The organism is Thauera sp. (genome assembly GCF_035444905.1).
Classification (GTDB): domain Bacteria; phylum Pseudomonadota; class Gammaproteobacteria; order Burkholderiales; family Rhodocyclaceae; genus Thauera.
On sequence record NZ_DAOMPS010000025.1, the window covers coordinates 45,986 to 65,630 of the forward strand.

Below are 19,645 nucleotides of genomic sequence, written 5' to 3' on the forward strand. Positions count from 1 at the left end.
GGGATTCCTTGCTCGCGGGTCAGGGCTGCAGGCCCGAACTCAGGCGCTCGATCATGGCGTGGATGGCGCGGATCTGGATGCCGTCCTTGTTGGCATAGTGCTCGTCGGTGTAGCCCCACCAGTCCCAGCAACCGTTGGGGTTCTTCCACGGGATGGAGACCGCCTGCGGGAACAGCACCACCAGGCGGTTGGTGTCGGCCCAGCGGTCGTAGCCGGTGTTCTTGACGAAGGTGGTGCCATTGTAGAGGCCGCCGCCCGGCGGCGGTTTGAGCGGCATGTAGCTCTGGCCCTGCTTGCAGCCGTGCAGCGCGACGTGCAGGCGGCAGCGCGCGCCCGCCTCGCACGCCTGCGGCACGTACAGCCAGCCGGTCTTGTCCATGCCCGAGCCCCACAGATAGCTGAACCAGCCGGCCTTCGGGATGTAGGCGCTCTGGTCGAACTCGATGTAGCGCCCCTGCGCCACGCTGCCCTGGCGCGGCGCGGCCGAGGTCTCGCCGTAGATCCAGCCGAGCATGGCGCTGGCGGTGTCGAAGGCACACTTGCCGATGTAGGGCTCGTCGGTCAGCGCGCAGGCGGCGCCGTAATCGACCGTGGGCATGGTGTGGCCGGCGTTGTCGAGTGCGATCGCCTTCAGGTTGTCGGGTGGCAGGCCGAAGGCGCCGTAGTAGGCATGCAGCTGGCGCGCCACCGGCGTGGGAACGAGCGGGTCCTTGCCGCCGACCACGGTCGCGACCCGATGGCGCGCGATGTTGGCCGGGTCGTCGATGCGGCCCGCGTCGAAGAAGGATTGCGTCGCCTTCACCAGGGTGGGCACGGCGGCGCTGGCGTCGCTGACCTTGCACGCGAGCAACGGCTCGCCGGTGCATGAGCACAGCGTGGTGGCGATGCGCACGTCATTCTGCGCGCAGTAGTAGGGGCCGCCGGCGACGATGCCCGCCCCCTTGATGATCGACGAGTGCGCGACCTGCAACTGCGCCGACATGAAGCCGCCCGAGGAAATGCCGGACACCGAGGTGTCGCGGATGTCGATGTTGAGCGCCGGCAAGGGCGGTGGCGCCGCCGACGCGGTGCAGGACAGCACGAGCAGCGCGAGGCCAAGGCTTGAGGACAGCGACTTCATGGCGGAATCTCCGTTTGGTGTGACGCCCTGCCCCGGGTGCGAGCGTGCGCCAGGGGGCCGTTTCCTATCCTGGGATAAGCATGTTGCGTATGATCGACCCCTGACCGCGTCCCAGCAAGCCGCGCGCTGCCGGCAGGTGGACAGGGGCGTGGTCCGTGCCCTCAGCCAAGCCTCGTGACGATGCGCCGATCCTTTTCCTTCAGACGCCGCTCGATCGCTGCCACCCTGCTCATGCTCGGCGGGCTGGCCTTGTTCGTGGTGCTGGCCTTTATCGGTCATCACAGCCTGCGCACGGTCGACGCGGCGACCGAACTGCGCAGCCGCGCGCGCGCGAACGAATTGCAGGCCGAGCGGGTGATGTCGGCGCTGAAGGACGTCGAGACCGGGCAGCGCGGTTTCGTGCTGACCGGGGACGAGGAGTATCTCGACCCCTTCGGCCGCGGGCTGACCGAGCTTGCCGAATCCCTGCGGCCGCTGCAGGCGGAGTTCGCCCTGCTGTTCGGTGAACTGCAGCGCGACACCCTCGCAACCCTGATCGACCGCCGTGTGGCGCTGGCCGAACGCAACGTCGCCGCACGCCGCCAGGGCGTGCTCGAGCCGGATTTGCTGAAGACCATGCTCGACGAGGGGCGGATGACGATGCAGCTGATTCGTGAGCGCTTCGACGAGGTCGAGGCGCATCTCGCGCGCGAGGTCGAACAGCGCGAGCACGAGGTTCTCCGCCTTAAGCGTCGCGCGCTGTGGTGGGCGGTGCTGTTGCCGGTGAGCGGGGTGCTGCTGATCGTGGCCGCCTATGTGCTGCTGCAGCGCGAGCAGGCGCGCCGGCTGCGCGCCGAGCACGCGCTGCGCGATGCCAACCTGCAGCTCGAGGATGCGGTGGCGCAGCGCACCACCGAGTTGCAGCAGGCGCTCGGCCAGATCGAGACCTTCGCCGCGCACCTCGACAGCAGCGTCGAGGCCGAGCGCAGGCGGCTGGCGCGCGAGGTGCACGACCAGCTCGGCCAGGTGTTCACCTCGCTCAAGATGACGGTGCACCAGGTCTTCAAGGACCGCCCGCAACATGCCGCCGAGTTCGAGCGCATCAACACGCTGCTCGGAGAAGGCATCGCCACGGCGCGGCGGATCGCCGGTGCGCTGCGCCCGCCGCTGCTCGACGACCTTGGTCTCGGCCCGGCGCTGGCGCACGCGGCGCGCCAGTTCGGCGAGCAGGCCGGGGTGCGCTGTGAGGTCAATGTGGCGCACGGCGACTGTCTGGGGCCTGAACAGGCGATCCAGCTCTACCGCATCGCGCAGGAAGCGATGACCAACGTCGCCCGCCATGCCGAGGCGAGCCGGGTGTGGATCGAGGACGAGGTGCGCGACGGGCGCTATCGCCTCGTGATCGAGGACGACGGCCGCGGCATGCAGGTAGCAAGCGGGGCGTCGCTGGGCACCCTGAGCATGCGCGAGCGCGCCTCGCTCGCCGGTGGCGAGCTCAGGTTCGAGCGCGGGCGGGACGGTGGCGTGCGGGTGCAGGTGAGCCTGCCGGTAAGCGAGGGGAGCCGGGAGCACGATGCGTGTCCTGATCGTCGATGACCATCCGCTGATGCGCTTCGGCGTGCGCCAGTTGATCGAGCGGCGCTGGCCGCATGCGGCGGTGGGCGAGGCCGATTGCCTGGCGCGGGCGCTGGAGCTGGCGCGTGCGCAGGCCTGGGAGGTGGCGGTGCTCGACCTGTCGCTGCCGGATGCGAGCGGCCTCGAAGGGCTGGCCCAGATGCGCCGTGCGGCGCCCCCCCTGGCGGTGCTGGTGCTGAGCATGCACGACGAGGCGGCCTATGCGTCGCGTGCGCTGCAGCTTGGCGCGGCGGGCTACCTGACCAAGGACCACGCCACGACCGAACTGGTCACCGCCATCGAGCGTGTGTGCAAGGGCGGCCGCTACATCAGCGCCGACCTCGCCGGACATCTCGCCGACCTGCTGTCCGGCCGCGGCGAAACGCGTGCGCCACACGAGACCTTGTCGGCGCAGGAGTACCGCGTGATGCTGCTGATCGCCGCGGGCAGGAGCGCGAGCGAGATCGCCGACACGATGCACCTGTCGGTGAAGACGGTCGGCACCTACCGTAGCCGCATCATCGACAAGACCGGCCTCGCCAACACCGCCGAGATCGCGCGTTATTGCGCCACTCATGGCCTGGTCGATCCGCGCTGAAGGGCAGCGCCGCGGGCTGTAGGGCATTGCCTTACACGACAATGCGCGACGCGCCTACATGCGCTTGAGGCGCCGACCGATGGTTCGACAGGGTGTCCGGGCGCAACATGAGTGCCATGTCATCGCCCCATGGAGCGCCCCTCATGCGAATCGTCATCGTCGAAGACTCCGCCCTCGTGCGCGACCACCTCCTGGCGCTGCTCGGGGCGCAGCCCGGGCTCGAGGTGGCGGGTTACGCTGCCGGCGAGGACGAGGCCTTGCGCCTGATCGCCGCGCAGCGCCCCGACGTCGTGCTGCTCGACCTTGCCCTGAGCCCGGGCAGCGGTCTCAGCCTGCTCAAGCGGGTGCGCGCCACCCCGGGGCTGGCGCCGCGCATGCTGATGCTGACGAACCAGCCGGCCGACCCCTACGAGGCGCTATGCATTGCAGCTGGTGCCGACGGCTATTTCGACAAGTGCGGCGACCTCAACCTGTTGCTGGCCAAGCTCGCCAGCTGGATGCCTCCCGTGCCGCTGAACGAGCCGGCACGCAGCGAGCGCCTGCACGGCCTGCAGATCCTCGATACGCCGGCCGACGAGTCCTTCGATGCGATCGCGCGCCTGGCGGCCGAGGTGGCCCATGCCCCGATCGGGCTCGTGAGCCTGGTCGACGAGCGCCGCCAGTGGTTCGAGGCCCGCGCCGGGCTGGAGGGCACGCAGACCTCGCGCACGGCCTCCTTTTGCGCTCACGCCCTGCTCGGCGACGGTCTGTTCGAGGTCGAGGACGCCTGGCTCGATGCGCGCTTTGCCGACAGCCCGCTGGTGCGTGGCGAGCCGGGCGTGCGCTTCTACGCCGGCATGCCGCTGGTGATGCCCAGCGGCGAGGTGCTGGGCACGCTGTGCGTGATCGACCATCAGCCGCGCCGGCTCGACGACAAGCAGCGCTTCGCGCTGGCCGTGCTGGCGCGCAGCGTGATCATCGAGCTGGAGCTGCGCCAGCGCGTGCAGGAGCTCGAGAGCGAGGTGCTGCGCCGCCATGAGGCCGAGGCGCGCATCATGCAATTGGCGACGCGCGATGCGCTCACCGGGCTGCCCAACCGTGCCGCGCTGATGGACCGCCTGCATCAGGGGATCAAGCAGGCGCAGCGCAAGGGCACGATGCTGGGCGTGCTGTTCCTCGATCTGGACCGCTTCAAGTGGATCAACGACACCCTCGGCCACGACGCCGGTGACGCCATGCTGCAGGCGATGGCCGCACGCCTGAGCGGCGTGATCCGCGAATCCGACACGGTCGCCCGTCTGGGCGGTGACGAGTTTGCCGTGATCCTGCCCGACCTGCACCGGGTCGAGGATGCCGAGAGCGTGGCCGCCAAGATCCTCGACAGCGTGCTCGCGCCGATGAACCTGCGCGGCCACAGCCTGCATGTCGGCGGCAGCATCGGCCTAGCAGTGTATCCGCAGCAGGGCACGAGCGAGGAGGCGCTGCTGCGCCACGCCGACCTGGCGATGTACCACGCCAAGGAGTCGGGCGGGAACCGCTATCAGGTCTTCGCCGAGCAGATGAACGCGCGCGCCGTCGAACGCATGATGATCGAGTCGGAGCTGCGTCAGGCAATCGACGCTGGCGAGCTCGAGCTGCACTACCAGCCGCAGATCGCGCTGGCCGGCCAGGGGCTGGGCGGCATCGAGGCGCTGGTGCGCTGGAACCATCCGCGCCTCGGCCAGCTCGCGCCGGCGCGCTTCATCCAGCTCGCCGAGGACACCGGGCTGATCTGGCCGCTCGGGCTGCGTGTGCTGGATCTGGCGGTGGCGCAGATGGCGGCCTGGCAGCGAGAAGGCCTGGCGGTGCCGCGCATCGCGGTCAATGTGTCGCCGGCGCAGTTGCGCCCGGAGCTGATCGGCGAGATCGAGAGCGTGCTACAGCGCCATGGCGTTGCCGCCGAGCGGCTCGAGATCGAGCTTACCGAGAGCGCGCTAACCGCCGACGGGCCGGCGGTCAACGGTTTGCTGCAGGCCTTGCGCCGGATGGGGGTGTCGATCGCCGTCGATGATTTCGGCGTCGGTTACTCGTCCCTGACCCTGCTGCGTCGGCTGCCGATCTCGGCCTTGAAGGTCGACCGCAGCTTCGTCACCGAGCTGGCGTGGAACCGCCAGGACGTGGCCATCGTCGAGGCCATTCTGGCGATGGCGCACAGCATCGGCCTGCGCACCATTGCCGAGGGTGTGGAGCAGGTGGAACAGAAGGTCGCGCTCAGCGTGCTCGGCTGCCAGGAGGCGCAGGGCTACCTGTATTCGAAGCCTCTCGATGCGGCCGCGACGACGGCGTGGCTGCGCACACCGGCCGGCTGCGCAGGCGACGATGGCCGCCTCGCGCGGGTGGCGGCCTGAGCCGCGAGCGGCAGGGCGTGCGGCGCCTGCTCAGGGGCGCCAGCGGGCGCGCAGGGCTTCGAGGTTGCGGCTGTGGGTGACGATCATGACCTCGTCGCCGCGTTTGAGCATGCTGTCGGGCTCGGGCAGCGTGAAGCGCTCGTCGCGGTAGAAGAACATCACCCGGCTGCCTTCGGGCAGGCCCAGCTCGGCAATCGGCTTCTCGTCCTCGGCACGGGCGACGAAGGAGAAGGCGCGCGCCTCGCCCTTGATGAGGGCGATGATCTCCATGTGGTCGCGGCCCTCGAACATGTCGAACAGGTAGCGGCCGATGGTGCGCGTCGGAATGATGATGTCCTCGAGGCCGAGCTCCAGGCAGAGGTGCTCGAATTCCGAATCCTCGATCTTGGTGACGACACGGCGAAAGCCGAGCGAGCGCCCGACCAGGCTGGACAGAATGTTGGTCTGGTCGTTGCCGGTGAGGCAGAACAGCCAGTCGGTGCTTTGCGGATCCGCTTCGCGCAGCAGCGCCGGCTTGCTGCCGTCGCCGTGCAGGAAGCCGCAGTCGAGCTCGGCCGACAGCGCATCGATGCGCTCGCGGTCGTTGTCGACGATGACGACCTCGTGGCCGCCGGCGAGCAGACGGCGGGCGGTGGTGACGGCGAGGGTGCTCGCCCCGACGAATACGGCTCTCATGCGACCTCCGTGCGTTTGCCGAACCAGGTGCCGGGATGCAGCAGCACCAGCAGGGCGAGGATTTCGAGGCGGCCGGCCAGCATGTCCAGGCACAGCACCAGCTTGAGCACTGGCTCCAGCTCGGGACGCGCGATGCCGGCCGACAGGCCTACCGTGGCTGTCGCGGAGACCACCTCGAACAGCGCGTCGAGCGCCGGGTAGCCATGGGTGACGAAGGCGAGCCACGAGACGAAGGCAAGGCCGACGAACAGCAGGACGACCAGCAGCACCCGCCACAGGTCCTCGTCCGCCACCTGGCGCGCCTGCAGATGGACGCCGAGCACCGCGTGGCGCGGCGTGGCGGCGCGCGCCAGCACGAGCTGCAGCAGGCGCAGCAGGATCAGCAGGCGCAGCAGCTTGAAGCCGCCGGCGGTGGAGCCGACGCTGCCGCCGACCAGCATCGAGGCGATGAGGGTGAGCTTGGAGGCATCATCGAGCGCGGCGACGTTGGTCGGCGCAAAGCCGGTCGTGCTCTGCGCGCTCATGGCCAGCAGCAGGGCGTCGGCCGCCCTGCCCTCGCCGGTCGGCGCCCACAGCCATAGCAGGCCGGCGATCGTCAGCGTGGCCATGAGCAGCAGGCGCAATTCGGGGTCGCGCCCCAGCTCGGCCAGCCCTCCTCGCCAGCCCTGTTTCCAGCCTTGCTGCCAGGCGCGGTGCCACAGCGGCAGCGAGACGGCACCTAGTAGCGAGAACAGCAACGCCGTGCCGGCGGCGAGCGGGCTCCAGCCGGCCACGCTGGCGTCGAAGGTGGAAAAGCCGCCGGTGGACACCGCGCTCAGGCCGTGGGTGAGCGCCACGAAGCCGTCGCCGGTGGCGAGCCACAGGCAGCCGACCGCGCCCACCGTAAGCACGACATACACGGCGAGCATCCGCCGTGCATAGGTCTTGGTGCTCGACACCAGGGTCTCGCCCACCGCCTCGGTCTCCATCAGCTGGCGGGCGAACATGCCGTTGTGCAGGAACAGGGCGAGCGACAGCACGACGATGCCGAGCCCGCCGTACCACTGCATCCAGGCACGCGCGAAGAGGAAGGAGGCCGGCTTGTCCTCGACCGTGGCGGCCGTGCTGAGCCCGGTGGTGGTGATCGCGGAGACGGCCTCGAACCAGCCGTCCAGCCAGCCGCCGCGCGGGCCGGCCATCGCCTGCGCGAGCGGGATGCTCATCACCAGCGAGCCGATCAGGAAGGCGAGCACCACCACGGCGAGCGCCTCGTTGAGCTGCAGACGCTCGGACGCGGTCAGCCGTGCCAGCGGCAGCGACACCGCCAGCAGCACGAGCAGCGGTAGCGCGTAGGCCGCGATCAGCCTGTGCTCGCCCCCGATCACGGTCGCGAGCAGGGGCACGCCGTTGAGCAGCGCGAGGACCACGCCGAGCATGCCGAGGTGCTTGAGCAGCACCGGCCAGCGCACCGCGTGGCGCAAGGTGTCGAGTCGTCTGTCCGCCATGGCGGGCTGGGTTGCGCAGGTTGGTGGATCGTGGCGCCCGCGTACGGCGGGCCGGCTTGGCTGCCATCTCAGCATAGCCTGCGTCCCGTGCGGCCGGAACTGCCGCGACGGATGCGGGTCGGTAAAGGTCAGCAGGGTCCGCTGCGAGCGCCGGACGATGCGCGACATCCGCATCGGCCGTGGCGTCGGCCGCGCGGCCCTGTTCCTGAACCGTGTCGCGACCGGCGAGCGTGCCGGCCGGCGGCGCCCGTGCGGAGGCCCCTGCCCGTGAAGGCCATGCTGCAGCGCCTGTTCAACGTCCGTCGCGACGAAGTCCTGCCGGTGTTTCTCGCCGTGGTGTTCTTCTTCTGCGTGCTGGTCGCGCTGATGATCCTGCGCCCGGCGCGCGAGGCGCTCGGCCTGCGCGGCGGCATCGATGCGGTGCGCTGGCTGTTCATGGGCACGGCGCTGATCACGCTGCTGGTCAATCCGGTGTTCGGCCTGCTGGTGAGCCGCCTGCCGCGGCTGCACTTCATCACCGCGACCTACGCCTTCTTCGCCTGCAGCCTGGTGGGCTTCTACCTGCTGCTGGTGCTGGCGCCGGAGGCGATCGGGGTGGTGAGCGGGCAGTTGTTCTACGTCTGGTTCAGTGTCTTCAACCTGTTCGCGACGATGGTGTTCTGGGCCTTGATGGCCGACCGCTTCTCGCTCGAGCAGGGCAAGCGCTTCTTCGGCCTGATTGCGGTCGGCGGCACGCTGGGGGCCATCGCCGGCCCCTGGCTGGCTTCGCGCCTGGCGGCCCCGCTCGGTACGCCGGCGCTGCTGCTGCTGTCGTCGGCCTTCCTGCTGGGCGCACTGGGCGCGGCCTGGGGCATCGCGCGCTGCCAGCGCGCGCCGGTCGCGGCCGGCCCGCGTGTCGAGGGCACGAGTGACGACGAGCTGGCGCCGGCGGTCGACGAGCGCGAGCTGATCGGCGGCAGCGCCTGGGAGGGGGTGCGCGCGGTGTGCCGCTCGCGCTACCTGCTCGGCATGGCGGCCTATGTGGTGATCCTGGCGATCATGGCCACCTTCCTGTACTTCATCCGGCTGCAGATGGTGGCGGAGCTGGGCGACGACCTTGACCTGCGCACCACGGTGTTCGCCCGCATCGACCTCATCACCCAGATCGCCACCCTGCTGCTGCAGGCGCTGGTGGCGGGCCGGCTGATGCAGCGGGTGGGGGTGTCGATCACGCTGGCGCTGTTGCCGCTGACCACCGCGCTCGGCTTCATCGGCCTCGCGCTGGTGGGCTCGCTGGCGGCGTTGATCGCCTTCGAGGCGCTGTTCCGCGCGGTGCAGCGGGCGCTGATGCGGCCGGCGCGCGAGACCCTGTACACGGTGACCAGCCGCGAGGACAAGTACAAGTCCAAGGCCTTCATCGACACCTTCGTGTATCGCGCCGGCGATGTCGTCGGCGCCCAGCTCGAAGGCCTGCTCGGCCGCCTCGGCATGGGCCTGGCGGCGCTGGCCAGCGTGGCGATCCCGCTCGCGCTGGCCTGGGCGGCGCTGGCGCTGTGGCTGGGGCGAACCCAGCAGCGCATCGCCGCGGCGGGCGGTGCGCCGGCCCGCGCTGTGCATCCGACAACGACCCGATTGAGGAGGAGTTCGACATGATTTCACGACGCGACTACCTGAAACTGTGCCTGGCCAGCGGCGCCGCGCTGAGCATCCGGCCCGGCCTGCTGTGGGCCGAGGACAAGGCCTTGCCGCTGATCACCCGCCCCATCCCCGCCTCCGGCGAGCGCCTGCCGGCGGTCGGGCTGGGCAGCTCGGCCACCTTTGCCCAGGTCGCCCGCAGCGCGGACGTCGCCGCCCTGCGCGAGGTGCTGCAGGCGCTGGTGAGCAACGGCGGCCGGCTGTTCGACACCGCACCCGCCTATGGTGCCTCCGAGGAGGTGGCCGGGCGCATCGCCGGCGAGCTCGGCATCAGTGACACGGTGTTCTGGGCGACCAAGCTCAACGTCGCCGGCCGTGGCGGCGGACGGGCCGACCCGACGGCGGCGCAGGTGCAGCTCGAGACCTCGTTCGAGCGCCTGCAAAAACCGGTGCTCGACCTCATCCAGGTGCACAACCTCGGCGACGTGCCGACCCAGCTCGGCCTGCTGAAGGCGCTGCGCGAGGACAAGCGCGTGCGCTACATCGGCGTCACCACCACCTTCCCTAGTCAATACGATGAACTCGAGCGCATCGTCGCCGCCGAGCCGATCGATTTCGTCGGCATCGACTACGCGATCGACAACCGGGTGATGGAGGCGCGCATCCTGCCGCTGGCGCAGGACCGCGGCATCGGCGTGCTGGTGTATGCGCCTTTCGGCCGCACGCGGCTGTGGGAGCGGGTGCGGGGCCAGACCCTGCCCGACTGGGCGGCGGAGTTCGATGCGCACTCGTGGGCGCAGTTCTTCCTCAAGTTCGTGCTGGCGCACCCGGCGGTGACGGTGGCGACGCCGGCGACCAGCCGCGCGCGCCACATGATCGACAACATGGGCGGGGCGCTCGGCGCGCTGCCGGATACAGCCATGCGCCAGCGCATGATTGCGCACATGGACAGCCTGTAGGCGCGCGGCTGCGGTCGGGGGGCACGAAGCGCTCGGGGCGAGGCCTGTCTTGTGTAAACGAAAACCTTACGTCAACGGCAAGGCCTGGCTTTCGGGTCGGGTCTGATGGTCATACCATTGCAACAACTCTGGAAGCACACACGAACGGCAACACGGTGCTTCCTCCCCGCAACATTGAAGGAATGACCTCATGCACGCTCCCAAGATCCTCCCCTGGATTGCCCGCAAGGCGGGCATCAGCGCTGATCAGGCCCTCAAGCTGTGGCAACGCGCCGCGGTCGAGGCCGCTGCCCTCACCGGCAAGCGCCAAGGTTCCGAATTCGTCGGTCTCGCCGTTCAGCGCCTGACCGAACTGGCCCTGCAGCGCCGGGCCGCCTGAGGCTCGCCGCCCGCCGGGCGGTGAGCGCTTCAAGAGTTTCTTGTCTCCCTCCTCCACTTCGATGTGGTTAATGCCCGCGCAAGCGGGCATTTTTTTGCGCTGGTTCAGTCGGCGGCGACCAGCTCCACCGAGTTCATGATCCGCCGCAGCACCGGGTCGTCCGACGCGAGGCAGGCCTGGGTGGCCTCGTTGAAGCAGTCGACGAACAGTTGCGCGGTTGCGCTCAAGGTGTCGCTGTGGCGCGTGATGAGGCTGGTGGGGAGCTCGCCCAGGCGTTCGCGGATCGGCAGCGGCTGCACGCGGTTGCGCAGGAAGGGGCTCTCGACCAGCGGCCAGGGGCAGACGGTGAGCAGGTCGCCCACCTCCAGCATGCCGATGGCGACCAGCGCCGAGCGGGCGAAATGGATGCGGTGGGGCGGCGGCGCGACGCCATGCGAGCCCAGCAGCTTGTCCAGCGGCTCCTCGATGCCCTCCTCGCGCAGGGTGAGCACCCAGTGCTGATCGTCGAGCTCGCGCAGCGAGGTGCAGTCGGCGCGCGGGTGGCCGAGCCGCCCGACCACGGCGACGCCGCAGCGGAACATCTCGCGCGCATGGAAGCTGGCCGCGGCTTGGCGCGCGGGCGGCATCCCGATCACCAGGTCGAGCGTGCCGTCGCGCAGCAGCGGGTGGGTGATGCCCATCGCCTCGCTGACGTCCAGCCGAACGTCGGGGCGGAATGCACGAAAGCGGGCGATCGCGTGCGGCAGGATGGACTGCGACACCCAGGGGGTGACGCCGATCGCGAGCGTACCGCCGGTGATGCCACGGATCTGGGCGAGCTCTTCCTCGGCGCGGGCGAGCTGGCCGAGCAGCAGGCGGGCATGGGTGAGCAGCTGGCGCCCGGCGTAGGTCGGCACCGCGCCGTGCGATTCGCGCTTGAGCAGCGGCGTTGCGGTGGCGGTTTCGAGCTCGCGCAGGGCCTGGCTCACCGCCGCCGCGGACACCCCCAGCGCGGCGGCGGCGGCGCGCACGCTGCCCTTGTCGGCGACGCTGACGAAGTAGCGCAACTGGTTGAGTTTCATGGGCTCCCTCGTCGTTTCGCCGGCTTGCACCGGTGCCGCGTCGAGCGTCGGGGCGCGACAGCCGGCGACGGCAGATGATGTCGACCATAATCATGCCAGAGCCTCGGTCCTGTGCCCCTGCCGCCCGCCCGGCGCGCCAGCGCCGGGCGCCGGCGGCGATGCCCGCGAGCGGCCTGCTCGCACTTGCTACGGAGATCTGCGCGATGAACCAGGAAGCCCTGTGGAGTGCCCGTTACCGCGATGCCGGGGAGGCCTACCTGTTCGGTACCGAACCGAACCGCTTTCTCGCCCACCGTGCCGAATTGCTGCAGGACGGCCACAACGCGCTGTCCGTCGCCGATGGCGAGGGGCGCAACTCGGTCTGGCTGGCCGAGCAGGGGCTGGCGGTAACCGCCATCGAGATCTCCGCGGTCGCCATCGAGAAGGCGCGACGCCTGGCGCTCGGACGCAAGGTGGAGGTGCGCTTCATGCAGGCCGACATGCTCGCGCCCGGTTGGCCGCCGGCCGAACTGCGCGAGGCCTTCGACTGGGTGATCGGCATCTTCATCCAGTTCGTCGGCCCCGAATGGCGCGAGCGCCAGTTCGAGGCGATGAAGCATCTCACCCGCCCGGGCGGGCGCATCCTGCTGCAGGGCTATACGCCGAAGCAGCTCGAGTACGGCACCGGCGGTCCTTCGGCGGTCGAGAACCTGTACACCGCGGAGGTGCTGCGCGAGGCCTTCGCCGATTGGGACATCGACGAGCTGGTGGAGTACGAGGACGAGGTCAACGAGGGCGCAGGTCACCGTGGGCGCTCGGCGCTGATCGGCCTGGTGGCGCGCAAGCCCGGCGGGCCCGAGACGACGACCTGAACGACCGCCTGCCGCGGACGGCTGGAGCAGGCGGTCGGCAAGGGCGCCGGTGCGCGAGCGGGCGCAGGCGCGCGATTTCGGCGAAAATGCGTTCTTTGCCCGGTCCTGCTGCGATGGACAGTGCATCGGGCGCCGATTCTCCCCTTCAGGAAGCGACCATGCTGCAGAAGTTCTCCGCCTTTGCCGGCGTCCAGGGTCCCGTCGTCGTGATCGTCATGGACGGTTACGGCATCCCGAAGCACGATGTCGGGAGCGCGATCGACGCGGCGCGCAAGCCGACCCTCGACCGCCTGTTCGCCGCCTACCCGAACGTGCTGTTGCGTGCGCACGGCACGGCCGTCGGCATGCCCTCCGACGACGACATGGGTAACTCGGAAGTCGGCCACAACGCCATCGGCGCTGGCCAGGTGTATTCGCAAGGGGCCGCCCTGGTCGCCAATGCGATCGCCAGCGGCGCGATCTGGGAGGGCAAGGCCTGGCAGGAGATCGTCGCCGGGGCCAGGGCCGACAGCAGCGGCAAGGCGGCGGTGCTGCACTTCATCGGCCTGCTCTCGGACGGCAACGTGCACAGCCACATCGACCACCTGCGCGCCCTGGTGGCGCAGGCCAAGGCCGAGGGCGTCAAGACGGTGCGCATCCATGCCCTGCTCGACGGCCGCGACGTGCCCGAGACCAGCGCGCTCGACTACGTCGAGCCCTTCGAGGCCTTCCTCGAGGCGATCAGCACCGACGGCTTCGACGCCCGCATCGCCTCGGGCGGCGGTCGCCAGACCATCACCATGGACCGCTACGACGCCAACTGGCCGATGGTGGCGCGCGGCTGGCGCACCCATGTGCTGGGCGAGGGGCCGAAGTTCGCCAGCGCCACCGAGGCGGTCAAGGGCCTGCGCGAGAAACACCCCGGCACCATCGACCAGGACCTGCCCGAGTTCGTCATCGCCGAGTTCGACGAGGACGGCGTCGGCCAGCCCATCGGCACGATCGAGGACGGCGATTCGGTGGTGCTGTTCAACTTCCGCGGCGACCGCGCGATCGAGATCACGCGTGCCTTTGTCGAGAACGACTTCGAGGCCTTCGAGCGCGAGCGCGTGCCCAAGGTCAACTATGCCGGGATGCTGCAATACGACGGCGACCTGCAGCTCCCCAAGCGTTTCCTGGTGGCGCCGCCGGCGATCACCGACACCTCGAGCGAATGGTTCAGCAAGTCGGGCCTGGCGCAGTTCGCCTGCTCGGAGACGCAGAAGTTCGGCCACGTCACCTACTTCTGGAACGGCAACCGCTCGGGCCGCTTCGAAGGCGAGACCTGGGAAGAAGTGCCGAGCGACGTCGTGCCCTTCGAGCAGCGGCCGTGGATGAAGGCGGCCGAGATCACCGACGCCATGATCGCTGCGCTGCAGTCTGGCAAGTACGCGGTGATGCGCTGCAACTACGCCAACGGCGACATGGTCGGCCACACCGGCAATTTCCGCGCCGCGACGATGGCGATTGAGGCGGTCGACCTGGCGCTGGCGCGCCTGCTGCCGGCGATCGACGCCGCCGGCGGGGTGGCGCTGATCACCGCCGACCACGGCAACGCCGACGAGATGTTCGAACTCGACAAGAAGACCAGGGAGCCGGCGCGCAACGCCGACGGCAGCTTCAGGGCCAAGACCGCGCACACCCTGAACCCGGTACCGCTGATCCTGTACGACAACGTCAGCGGCGGTCGGCTGGGCCTGAAGCAGACCGATGGCGCCGGCCTGTCGAACATCGCCGCCACGGTGGCCAACCTGCGCGGGCTGGAAAAGCACCCGAAGTGGGACGACAGCCTGCTGGTGGTGAAGTAAACGCAACGAGGCCGGCGGACTTGCCATCGCGGCAAGCCCACCGGCCTCCAGGGCGCGGCGTGCCCGCGACGCTCAGAACCTGTACCTGGCGCCGATCTCGAAGCTGCGCTCGGGGCCGACGTAGATGCCCTGACGCAGGCTGGCGATGTAGTGCTCGTCGGTCAGGTTCTTCACCGCGCCGAACACGCTCAGCTGCTTGTTGACCGCGTAGTTTGCGGTCAGGTCCACCGTGGTGTAGCTGTCGATCTGGCCGGTGAAGAAGCCGGACGTGTTTTCCGCGATCGCCACCGTGTTGGCTGCATCCGAGAACTGCGCGTCAACGTAGTTCACGCTGAGTGCGGTGCTCAGGGGGCCCGAGCGGTAGCCCAGGGTGAGGTTCGCGACCCATTCCGGGGCATAGGTCACGCGATTGCCGCTCGGCGTCTCGAGTGCGCCGGTGCTGGTGAAGCGGTCGCCGACGAACTTGGCGACGGGGATGTAGGTCGCGTTGGCATCGATGCTGAAGCCGTTGGCGAAATCGTAGCCGATCGCCGCTTCCAGGCCCTGATGCAGGGTCTTGCCGCCATTGGTGCGCTGGAAGGCGGTGTTGCTGTTGGCGGGAATGATCTGGTTGTCGAAGTCCATGCGGAAGGCAGTGACTTCATAGCGCAGGCGCTCATTGTTGCCACGGACGCCGACCTCGATATTGACCGAGCGCTCGGCCTCGAGCTGCTGGTCGCTCAGGCCGTCGAGGGCATCGCCGTTGAGGGCAGGACCGAAAGCCTTGTAGATGCCACCGTAGAGCTGCGCCATGGGTGCGGCCTGGAAGGTGAGGCCGATACCCGGAATGACTTCGGTGTTGGAGGTTTTGGCGCGGTTGCCCTGGGCCTCGCTGCGGCGGCGATCGAGCCGGGTCTGTTCGTAGCTTTCGACGCGCAGGCCGGGCGTGACGGCGAGACGATCATTGATGATGAAGCGGTTCTGCGCGAACAAGGCGTAGCTGGTCGCGCCGTCGACGACGTCCTTCGCGATCGTCCCGGTGCGCGGTGTGGCGCGGCTTGCCTGGATGGTCTGGTCGACCATCTCCTCGTCCATGATGCGCACGCCCAGCTCGGTCTCGTTGCGCATGCCGAAGCTGCCATGGCGGATGTTGAGGCGGCTGTCGAGGCCGACACGCTCGAACGCGCGGTTGTTGCCATTGAGGCTGTTGCCGAAGTTCCATTGAGTCAGGCCATTGACCACCCGCGTGGGGTTGCCGCTCACCGTGCCGAAGCGCCAGTAGTCGCGGCTCGTCTCGCTCCAGTACAGCAGCGTGTTGAGCGTCGTGTCGGCATTGATGGCCCACTCGTGGTTGAGGTCGACCGAGCTGCGGTCGGTCAGGAACCAGTCGTCGGGGGCCGGATTGAAGCGTGCGCCGGCGCGATAGGCATCGAGGAAGACGCCGCGATAGGAGATGTTGGCATCGTTCTCGTAATGAGCGAACTTGATGCCGACCCACTGGTTCTCGCCGAGCGCCATGCCGCCCTTGATCATCAGGTCCTGCATCTCGAAACCCTTGTCCTGGAAGCCGTCGCTCCGGGCCTGGGTGTAGAACAGGCCGCCCACGGCCTCGCCCGATGGCGAGGCGCCGCCGGCTTCGAGGGTGGCCTCGCGGTAGCCGTGCGAGCCGATCCGCCCCGACAGGGTCACGCCCGGCTCGGGCGTCTTGGTGCGGTAGTTGATGACGCCGCCAATGGTGCTCGGGCCATAGCGCAGCGAGGCCGCGCCCTTGAGCACTTCGATGCTTTCCATGCGCTGGATGCGCGGGTTGTAGTAGCGGCCATTGCCCACGAACAGGCCTGGCGCCACCGGGACGCCGTCCTCGAGGATCAGGGTCTTGTAATCGGCCGCGCTCAGGCCGCGCACGCCGATGTTGGCGACAATCGCGGATTCCTCTTCGGGCTTGATCACCACACCAGGCACGCTCTTGAGCGCCGCCTCGGTCGATAGCGGCTGCTTCAGCTCGAGGCTTTCGCGGGTGACGACATTGACGGTGCCGGGGATCTTGCGCTCGGCCTCGGCTTCACCGCCGACGACGTCGATGCGGGGCAGCGAGACCTCGTTGGCACCCGCCCAGGCAGGCCACTGCAGGGCGGCCACAATGGCCAGGGAAAGGGTCTTGCGGCGCAGCGGCAGGCCGCCACGCGCGCGCGTAATTGCGCTGTGGTTCATCAAACACTCCTTGCGGGTTTCCGGTCTGGCTGGCTTGCCGCAAGGGGTGCGACTGGCTGGCTACTTGAAAAGGGGGGCGGCGCTGAGCACCCTGTGGCGAACGAGGCTCCTCGGGGCGCCCCTAGTACGGGCTTATTTCATGAGAACGATTATCAACATGCGAAGCGTTCGCATTGGAGCATGCCGGCAAGGGTACGTCAACGCGAGCACTCGCGAGCGCCTGACGAGAATGCAACACTCGACCCTGCTGAACAGGGTGAGATCGGGTGCTCTGTCCGGCTGAGAGCCGCGCAGCAGGGATGGGGCGGGCGTCGGCGGCCTCCCGCGGCTCACATTTCGCCTGGTTCTGCCTGCAGTCGCTGTCGATCGGCGCGTTTCAGGGCTGCGGCGGGCGCGGCACCAGCCGGCGTAGCAGGCGGCCGACGTGTTCGCGAAAGCGCTCGCTGTGCAGGCAGATGCCGCCGGCGAGGCCGACCACGCAGCCGAGCAAGGTGTCGATGAAGCGCGACGCGATCAGCTCAGCGAGCGGCGCCTGGCCAAGGGTGGCGGCCTCGGCGAGCAGGAGGGTGAGCGGCGTGATGAAGATCACCGCCAGGCCATAGTGGCGCACCACCAGGGTCTCGATCGTGAACGCGAGCAGAATCACCAGCAACGCAATGCGCCACGGGTCGAGCGGCAGGCTCAGCACGCCCCAGGCGAGCAGCATGCCGGCCGCGGTGCCCAGCACGCGCTGGAGCTGGCGATTCCACACCGCGCGCAGCGACACCCCCTGGATCACCGCGAGGCAGCTCACCGGCACCCAGTACGGGCGGTCGAGCTGGAGCGCCTGGGCGATGGCGAGCGAGAGGGCAACGAAGGCGCCGATCATCACCGCGTCGAAGACGACGAAGTCGAAGGTGGGCGGAGGCAGGGGCGCCACCGGCTCGGGCGCCTGCAGGCGCAGGATGTGGAGGCTGTAGAAGAAGGCGATCAGCGCGGCGAGCAGGGCGCCCATGGTGAGCAGGCCGACGCGCAGCGGAATCTCGTCCACCGTGCCCGGCGTGTAGGCACCGATCGCGGCCGCCATGACGAAGAACAGGCTGCCCGGAGGGCCCACCCGATAGAAGCGGCACACCATCGTCACCAGCATTGCGATCAGGCCGAGTACTGCGACGTTCGCCAGCGGCAGGAAATGCGTCATCAGCCCGAGCGCGTAGCTCGCGGACATGCCGAAGGCGCAGGCCATCAGCCACACCATCCGGTGCGACATCGGGGTGTTGGGCAGGTAGAGGAAGGTGAGGCCGCCGATTGACGATATCAGGCCATACTCGAGGTGGTCGAACCAGGCGCCGACCATCAGCGGCAGGCCGGAGGCGAGCGCAGCGGCGAAGGGCATCTGCCAGCGCCGCGTGCTGGGCGTGAGGGTGGTGAGGTGTTGCCACTCAACGCGTATCAGATCCCTGGCGCGTTGCAGCCGTGAACGGGTCGTCATGAGTGTCTGCCGGTCGGGGCCTCGATGTTGTCACAGTGAGGGATGGGCGGCGGAGATTGTCGCCCGATCGTGCACCGCGGTGCGACGAGGGAGAGGCGCGAACGGGGCCGGCAACGACCCGGCCCTGTTCGCGTCGGGCGGATCAGAACACGCTGAACGGGTAGTCGATGAAGATGCGCACTTCGCGGCCGCTGACGTTGTAGTCGGCGGCATCGCTCGACACGCGCAGCGCCGAGGTGCGCAGGCGGATGTTCAGGTCCTTCGCCGCGCCGCTCTGCACCGTGTACGAGAGCTGGTTGAAGAACTCGTGCTCCTTGCCATTGGTGGTGAGGTCGGTGTCGATGTCGCTGCCGCGCACATAGGCGACGCGGTACTTCAGCCCGGGGATGCCGTACTGGGCGAAATCCAGCGCGTAGGCGAGCTGCCAGGACTTCTCGTCCTTGCCGTTGAAGTCGGACCAGTAGGAGTTGGCCAGCCAGATCGAGCCGCCGCCGTTGCCGGTGCCGCCGGCGTTCTGGTAGAAGCCGTAGTCGAAGCCGACGTCGCCGCTGCTGCGCTGGTAGGCCAGCGTGACCGCGTGCGGGCCCGTTTCGTAGGTCGCGGCCAGGCTCCAGATGCGGTTCCTGTCGCCGGAGACGTCGTACTTGGTGCGGTAGCCGTTGAAGTCGAAGCTCAGCGTGTTGCTGGCGATCGGCATCGCGTAGTTGAGGTTGGCGTACTGGCGCTTGAACGCGTTGTCGCGCACCACGTTGTCCACGTCCGAGAAGTACAGTGCCGCGCCCAGCGCGTCGTTGAACTGGTAGCTGGCACCGATCACGTCGATGCCTTTCAGACCGCCGCTATCCCGGCCTTCATCGCTCTTGCGCGACTGGGCGTGGAAGGTGCCGGCGTTGAATTCGAGGCCTTCGATCTCGGTCGAGGTGAGCATCGTGCCGGTGAAGCTCTCGGGCAGCAGGCGGGCGTCGTCGTGGTTCAGCACAGGCAGCGAGGGGCGCAGGTCGCCATACGCCAGCACGGTGTTCGACAAGCGCAGCTTGACCGAGGCGCCGACCTTGGCCACGTCGCGCTCGACCTCGAGGGTCGTCGGGTCGCGGTAGAAGAAATCAATGCCGCCGGCGCCGGCGCGGCGACGCGTGCTGTCAAGCCGCAGGCCGTAGGCGGCGAAGGCGTCGATGCCGAAGCCCACCGTGCCCTGGGTGAAGCCCGACTCGAAGTTGGCGACGATGCCCTGGCCCCACTCCCGCTTGTCCTGGTTGCCGTCGCGGTAATCGCGGTTGATGAAGGCGTTGCGCAGGAACAAATCCAGCGAGCTGCCTTCCACGAAGCCCTCCGCTTCGGCCTGCCCCGCGGCCAGTGCCGGCGTCGCGCTTGCCAGTCCCAATGCGATGATCGCTGCCCATTGTCTAGGGAACCCCTGATCAATTGACCTTTTGGGCGCGCTCACCCAAGCCAGCCGAT

General features: G+C 68.9%; 15 protein-coding genes. 8 read left to right on the plus strand and 7 right to left on the minus strand.

Going from position 1 to position 19,645, the window contains the following annotated elements:
• Nucleotides 1–19: 19 nt before the first annotated feature.
• Complete coding sequence (locus tag PLC66_RS12470) at nucleotides 20–1,120, minus strand: extracellular catalytic domain type 2 short-chain-length polyhydroxyalkanoate depolymerase (RefSeq protein WP_324540854.1); 1,101 nt, start codon at nucleotides 1,118–1,120, stop codon at nucleotides 20–22.
• Between the two features lie 180 nt (nucleotides 1,121–1,300).
• On the opposite strand from PLC66_RS12470, the gene PLC66_RS12475 reads away from it, so the two are divergent.
• The 3 genes from PLC66_RS12475 to PLC66_RS12485 all read left to right on the plus strand — a co-directional run bounded on the left by PLC66_RS12475 (nucleotide 1,301) and on the right by PLC66_RS12485 (nucleotide 5,677).
• On the plus strand, nucleotides 1,301–2,695 hold the full coding sequence (locus tag PLC66_RS12475; RefSeq protein ID WP_324540879.1) for a CHASE3 domain-containing protein: 1,395 nt from the start codon (nucleotides 1,301–1,303) through the stop codon (nucleotides 2,693–2,695).
• Nucleotides 2,673–3,311 (plus strand): response regulator, encoded by a 639-nt coding sequence (locus PLC66_RS12480; RefSeq protein WP_324540856.1) that lies wholly within the window; start codon nucleotides 2,673–2,675, stop codon nucleotides 3,309–3,311. The genes PLC66_RS12475 and PLC66_RS12480 overlap by 23 nt, the downstream gene beginning before the upstream one ends.
• 143 nt (nucleotides 3,312–3,454) lie before the next feature.
• Nucleotides 3,455–5,677, plus strand: coding sequence for an EAL domain-containing protein (locus PLC66_RS12485; RefSeq protein ID WP_324540858.1), 2,223 nt, complete (start codon nucleotides 3,455–3,457; stop codon nucleotides 5,675–5,677).
• Nucleotides 5,678–5,707: 30 nt separating this feature from the next.
• On the opposite strand, the gene PLC66_RS12490 is transcribed toward PLC66_RS12485, so the two are convergent.
• Both PLC66_RS12490 and PLC66_RS12495 read right to left on the minus strand, forming a co-directional pair.
• Nucleotides 5,708–6,352 carry a potassium channel family protein gene (locus tag PLC66_RS12490; protein WP_324540860.1) on the minus strand — a complete coding sequence of 215 codons (645 nt, stop codon included), beginning with the start codon at nucleotides 6,350–6,352 and terminating at the stop codon, nucleotides 5,708–5,710.
• Nucleotides 6,349–7,836, minus strand: a complete 1,488-nt coding sequence (locus PLC66_RS12495; RefSeq protein WP_324540862.1) for a TrkH family potassium uptake protein — start codon at nucleotides 7,834–7,836, stop codon at nucleotides 6,349–6,351. Before PLC66_RS12495 ends, PLC66_RS12490 begins: the two co-directional genes overlap by 4 nt.
• Before the next feature lie 267 nt (nucleotides 7,837–8,103).
• On the opposite strand from PLC66_RS12495, the gene PLC66_RS12500 reads away from it, so the two are divergent.
• From PLC66_RS12500 to PLC66_RS12510, 3 genes are all read left to right on the plus strand, one after another.
• Nucleotides 8,104–9,468 carry an NTP/NDP exchange transporter gene (locus tag PLC66_RS12500; protein ID WP_324540864.1) on the plus strand — a complete coding sequence of 455 codons (1,365 nt, stop codon included), beginning with the start codon at nucleotides 8,104–8,106 and terminating at the stop codon, nucleotides 9,466–9,468.
• Nucleotides 9,465–10,409, plus strand: a complete 945-nt coding sequence (locus PLC66_RS12505; protein ID WP_324540866.1) for an aldo/keto reductase — start codon at nucleotides 9,465–9,467, stop codon at nucleotides 10,407–10,409. The genes PLC66_RS12500 and PLC66_RS12505 overlap by 4 nt, the downstream gene beginning before the upstream one ends.
• A 190-nt stretch (nucleotides 10,410–10,599) precedes the next feature.
• The gene (locus tag PLC66_RS12510) at nucleotides 10,600–10,788 is read left to right on the plus strand and encodes a hypothetical protein (RefSeq protein WP_324540868.1); all 189 of its coding nucleotides are present in this window, start codon (nucleotides 10,600–10,602) and stop codon (nucleotides 10,786–10,788) included.
• A gap of 104 nt (nucleotides 10,789–10,892) precedes the next feature.
• Here the strand turns inward: PLC66_RS12510 and PLC66_RS12515 are convergent, their stop codons facing one another.
• Entirely contained in the window at nucleotides 10,893–11,849 is a 957-nt protein-coding gene (locus tag PLC66_RS12515; RefSeq protein WP_324540870.1) for a LysR family transcriptional regulator, read from the minus strand.
• Between the two features lie 203 nt (nucleotides 11,850–12,052).
• Between PLC66_RS12515 and PLC66_RS12520 the strand changes: the two genes are divergently transcribed.
• Both PLC66_RS12520 and gpmI read left to right on the plus strand, forming a co-directional pair.
• A complete protein-coding gene (locus PLC66_RS12520; RefSeq protein WP_324540871.1) occupies nucleotides 12,053–12,700 on the plus strand; it encodes an SAM-dependent methyltransferase in 648 nt (215 codons plus the stop codon).
• A 158-nt stretch (nucleotides 12,701–12,858) separates the two neighbouring features.
• On the plus strand, nucleotides 12,859–14,526 hold the full coding sequence (gene gpmI / locus PLC66_RS12525) for a 2,3-bisphosphoglycerate-independent phosphoglycerate mutase (protein WP_324540873.1): 1,668 nt from the start codon (nucleotides 12,859–12,861) through the stop codon (nucleotides 14,524–14,526).
• Between the two features lie 72 nt (nucleotides 14,527–14,598).
• Here the strand turns inward: gpmI and PLC66_RS12530 are convergent, their stop codons facing one another.
• From PLC66_RS12530 to PLC66_RS12540, 3 genes are all read right to left on the minus strand, one after another.
• Nucleotides 14,599–16,716 (minus strand): TonB-dependent receptor family protein, encoded by a 2,118-nt coding sequence (locus PLC66_RS12530; protein ID WP_324540875.1) that lies wholly within the window; start codon nucleotides 16,714–16,716, stop codon nucleotides 14,599–14,601.
• Nucleotides 16,717–17,092: 376 nt separating this feature from the next.
• Entirely contained in the window at nucleotides 17,093–18,187 is a 1,095-nt protein-coding gene (locus PLC66_RS12535; RefSeq protein ID WP_324540877.1) for an FUSC family protein, read from the minus strand.
• Between the two features lie 142 nt (nucleotides 18,188–18,329).
• Nucleotides 18,330–19,640: an OprD family outer membrane porin gene (locus PLC66_RS12540; RefSeq protein ID WP_324540881.1), complete on the minus strand. Its 1,311-nt coding sequence runs from the start codon at nucleotides 19,638–19,640 to the stop codon at nucleotides 18,330–18,332.
• Nucleotides 19,641–19,645: the final 5 nt, after the last annotated feature.

Excerpts from the sequence above, each read along its gene's own strand:
- PLC66_RS12470 (WP_324540854.1), bottom strand. The coding sequence starts at position 1,120 with ATGAAGTCGCTGTCCTCAAGCCTTGGCCTCGCGCTGCTCGTGCTGTCC.
- PLC66_RS12475 (WP_324540879.1), top strand. The coding sequence starts at position 1,301 with ATGCGCCGATCCTTTTCCTTCAGACGCCGCTCGATCGCTGCCACCCTG.
- PLC66_RS12480 (WP_324540856.1), top strand. The coding sequence starts at position 2,673 with ATGCGTGTCCTGATCGTCGATGACCATCCGCTGATGCGCTTCGGCGTG.
- PLC66_RS12485 (WP_324540858.1), top strand. The coding sequence starts at position 3,455 with ATGCGAATCGTCATCGTCGAAGACTCCGCCCTCGTGCGCGACCACCTC.
- PLC66_RS12490 (WP_324540860.1), bottom strand. The coding sequence starts at position 6,352 with ATGAGAGCCGTATTCGTCGGGGCGAGCACCCTCGCCGTCACCACCGCC.
- PLC66_RS12495 (WP_324540862.1), bottom strand. The coding sequence starts at position 7,836 with ATGGCGGACAGACGACTCGACACCTTGCGCCACGCGGTGCGCTGGCCG.
- PLC66_RS12505 (WP_324540866.1), top strand. The coding sequence starts at position 9,465 with ATGATTTCACGACGCGACTACCTGAAACTGTGCCTGGCCAGCGGCGCC.
- PLC66_RS12510 (WP_324540868.1), top strand. The coding sequence starts at position 10,600 with ATGCACGCTCCCAAGATCCTCCCCTGGATTGCCCGCAAGGCGGGCATC.
- PLC66_RS12515 (WP_324540870.1), bottom strand. The coding sequence starts at position 11,849 with ATGAAACTCAACCAGTTGCGCTACTTCGTCAGCGTCGCCGACAAGGGC.
- PLC66_RS12520 (WP_324540871.1), top strand. The coding sequence starts at position 12,053 with ATGAACCAGGAAGCCCTGTGGAGTGCCCGTTACCGCGATGCCGGGGAG.
- gpmI (WP_324540873.1), top strand. The coding sequence starts at position 12,859 with ATGCTGCAGAAGTTCTCCGCCTTTGCCGGCGTCCAGGGTCCCGTCGTC.
- PLC66_RS12530 (WP_324540875.1), bottom strand. The coding sequence starts at position 16,716 with ATGAACCACAGCGCAATTACGCGCGCGCGTGGCGGCCTGCCGCTGCGC.
- PLC66_RS12535 (WP_324540877.1), bottom strand. The coding sequence starts at position 18,187 with ATGACGACCCGTTCACGGCTGCAACGCGCCAGGGATCTGATACGCGTT.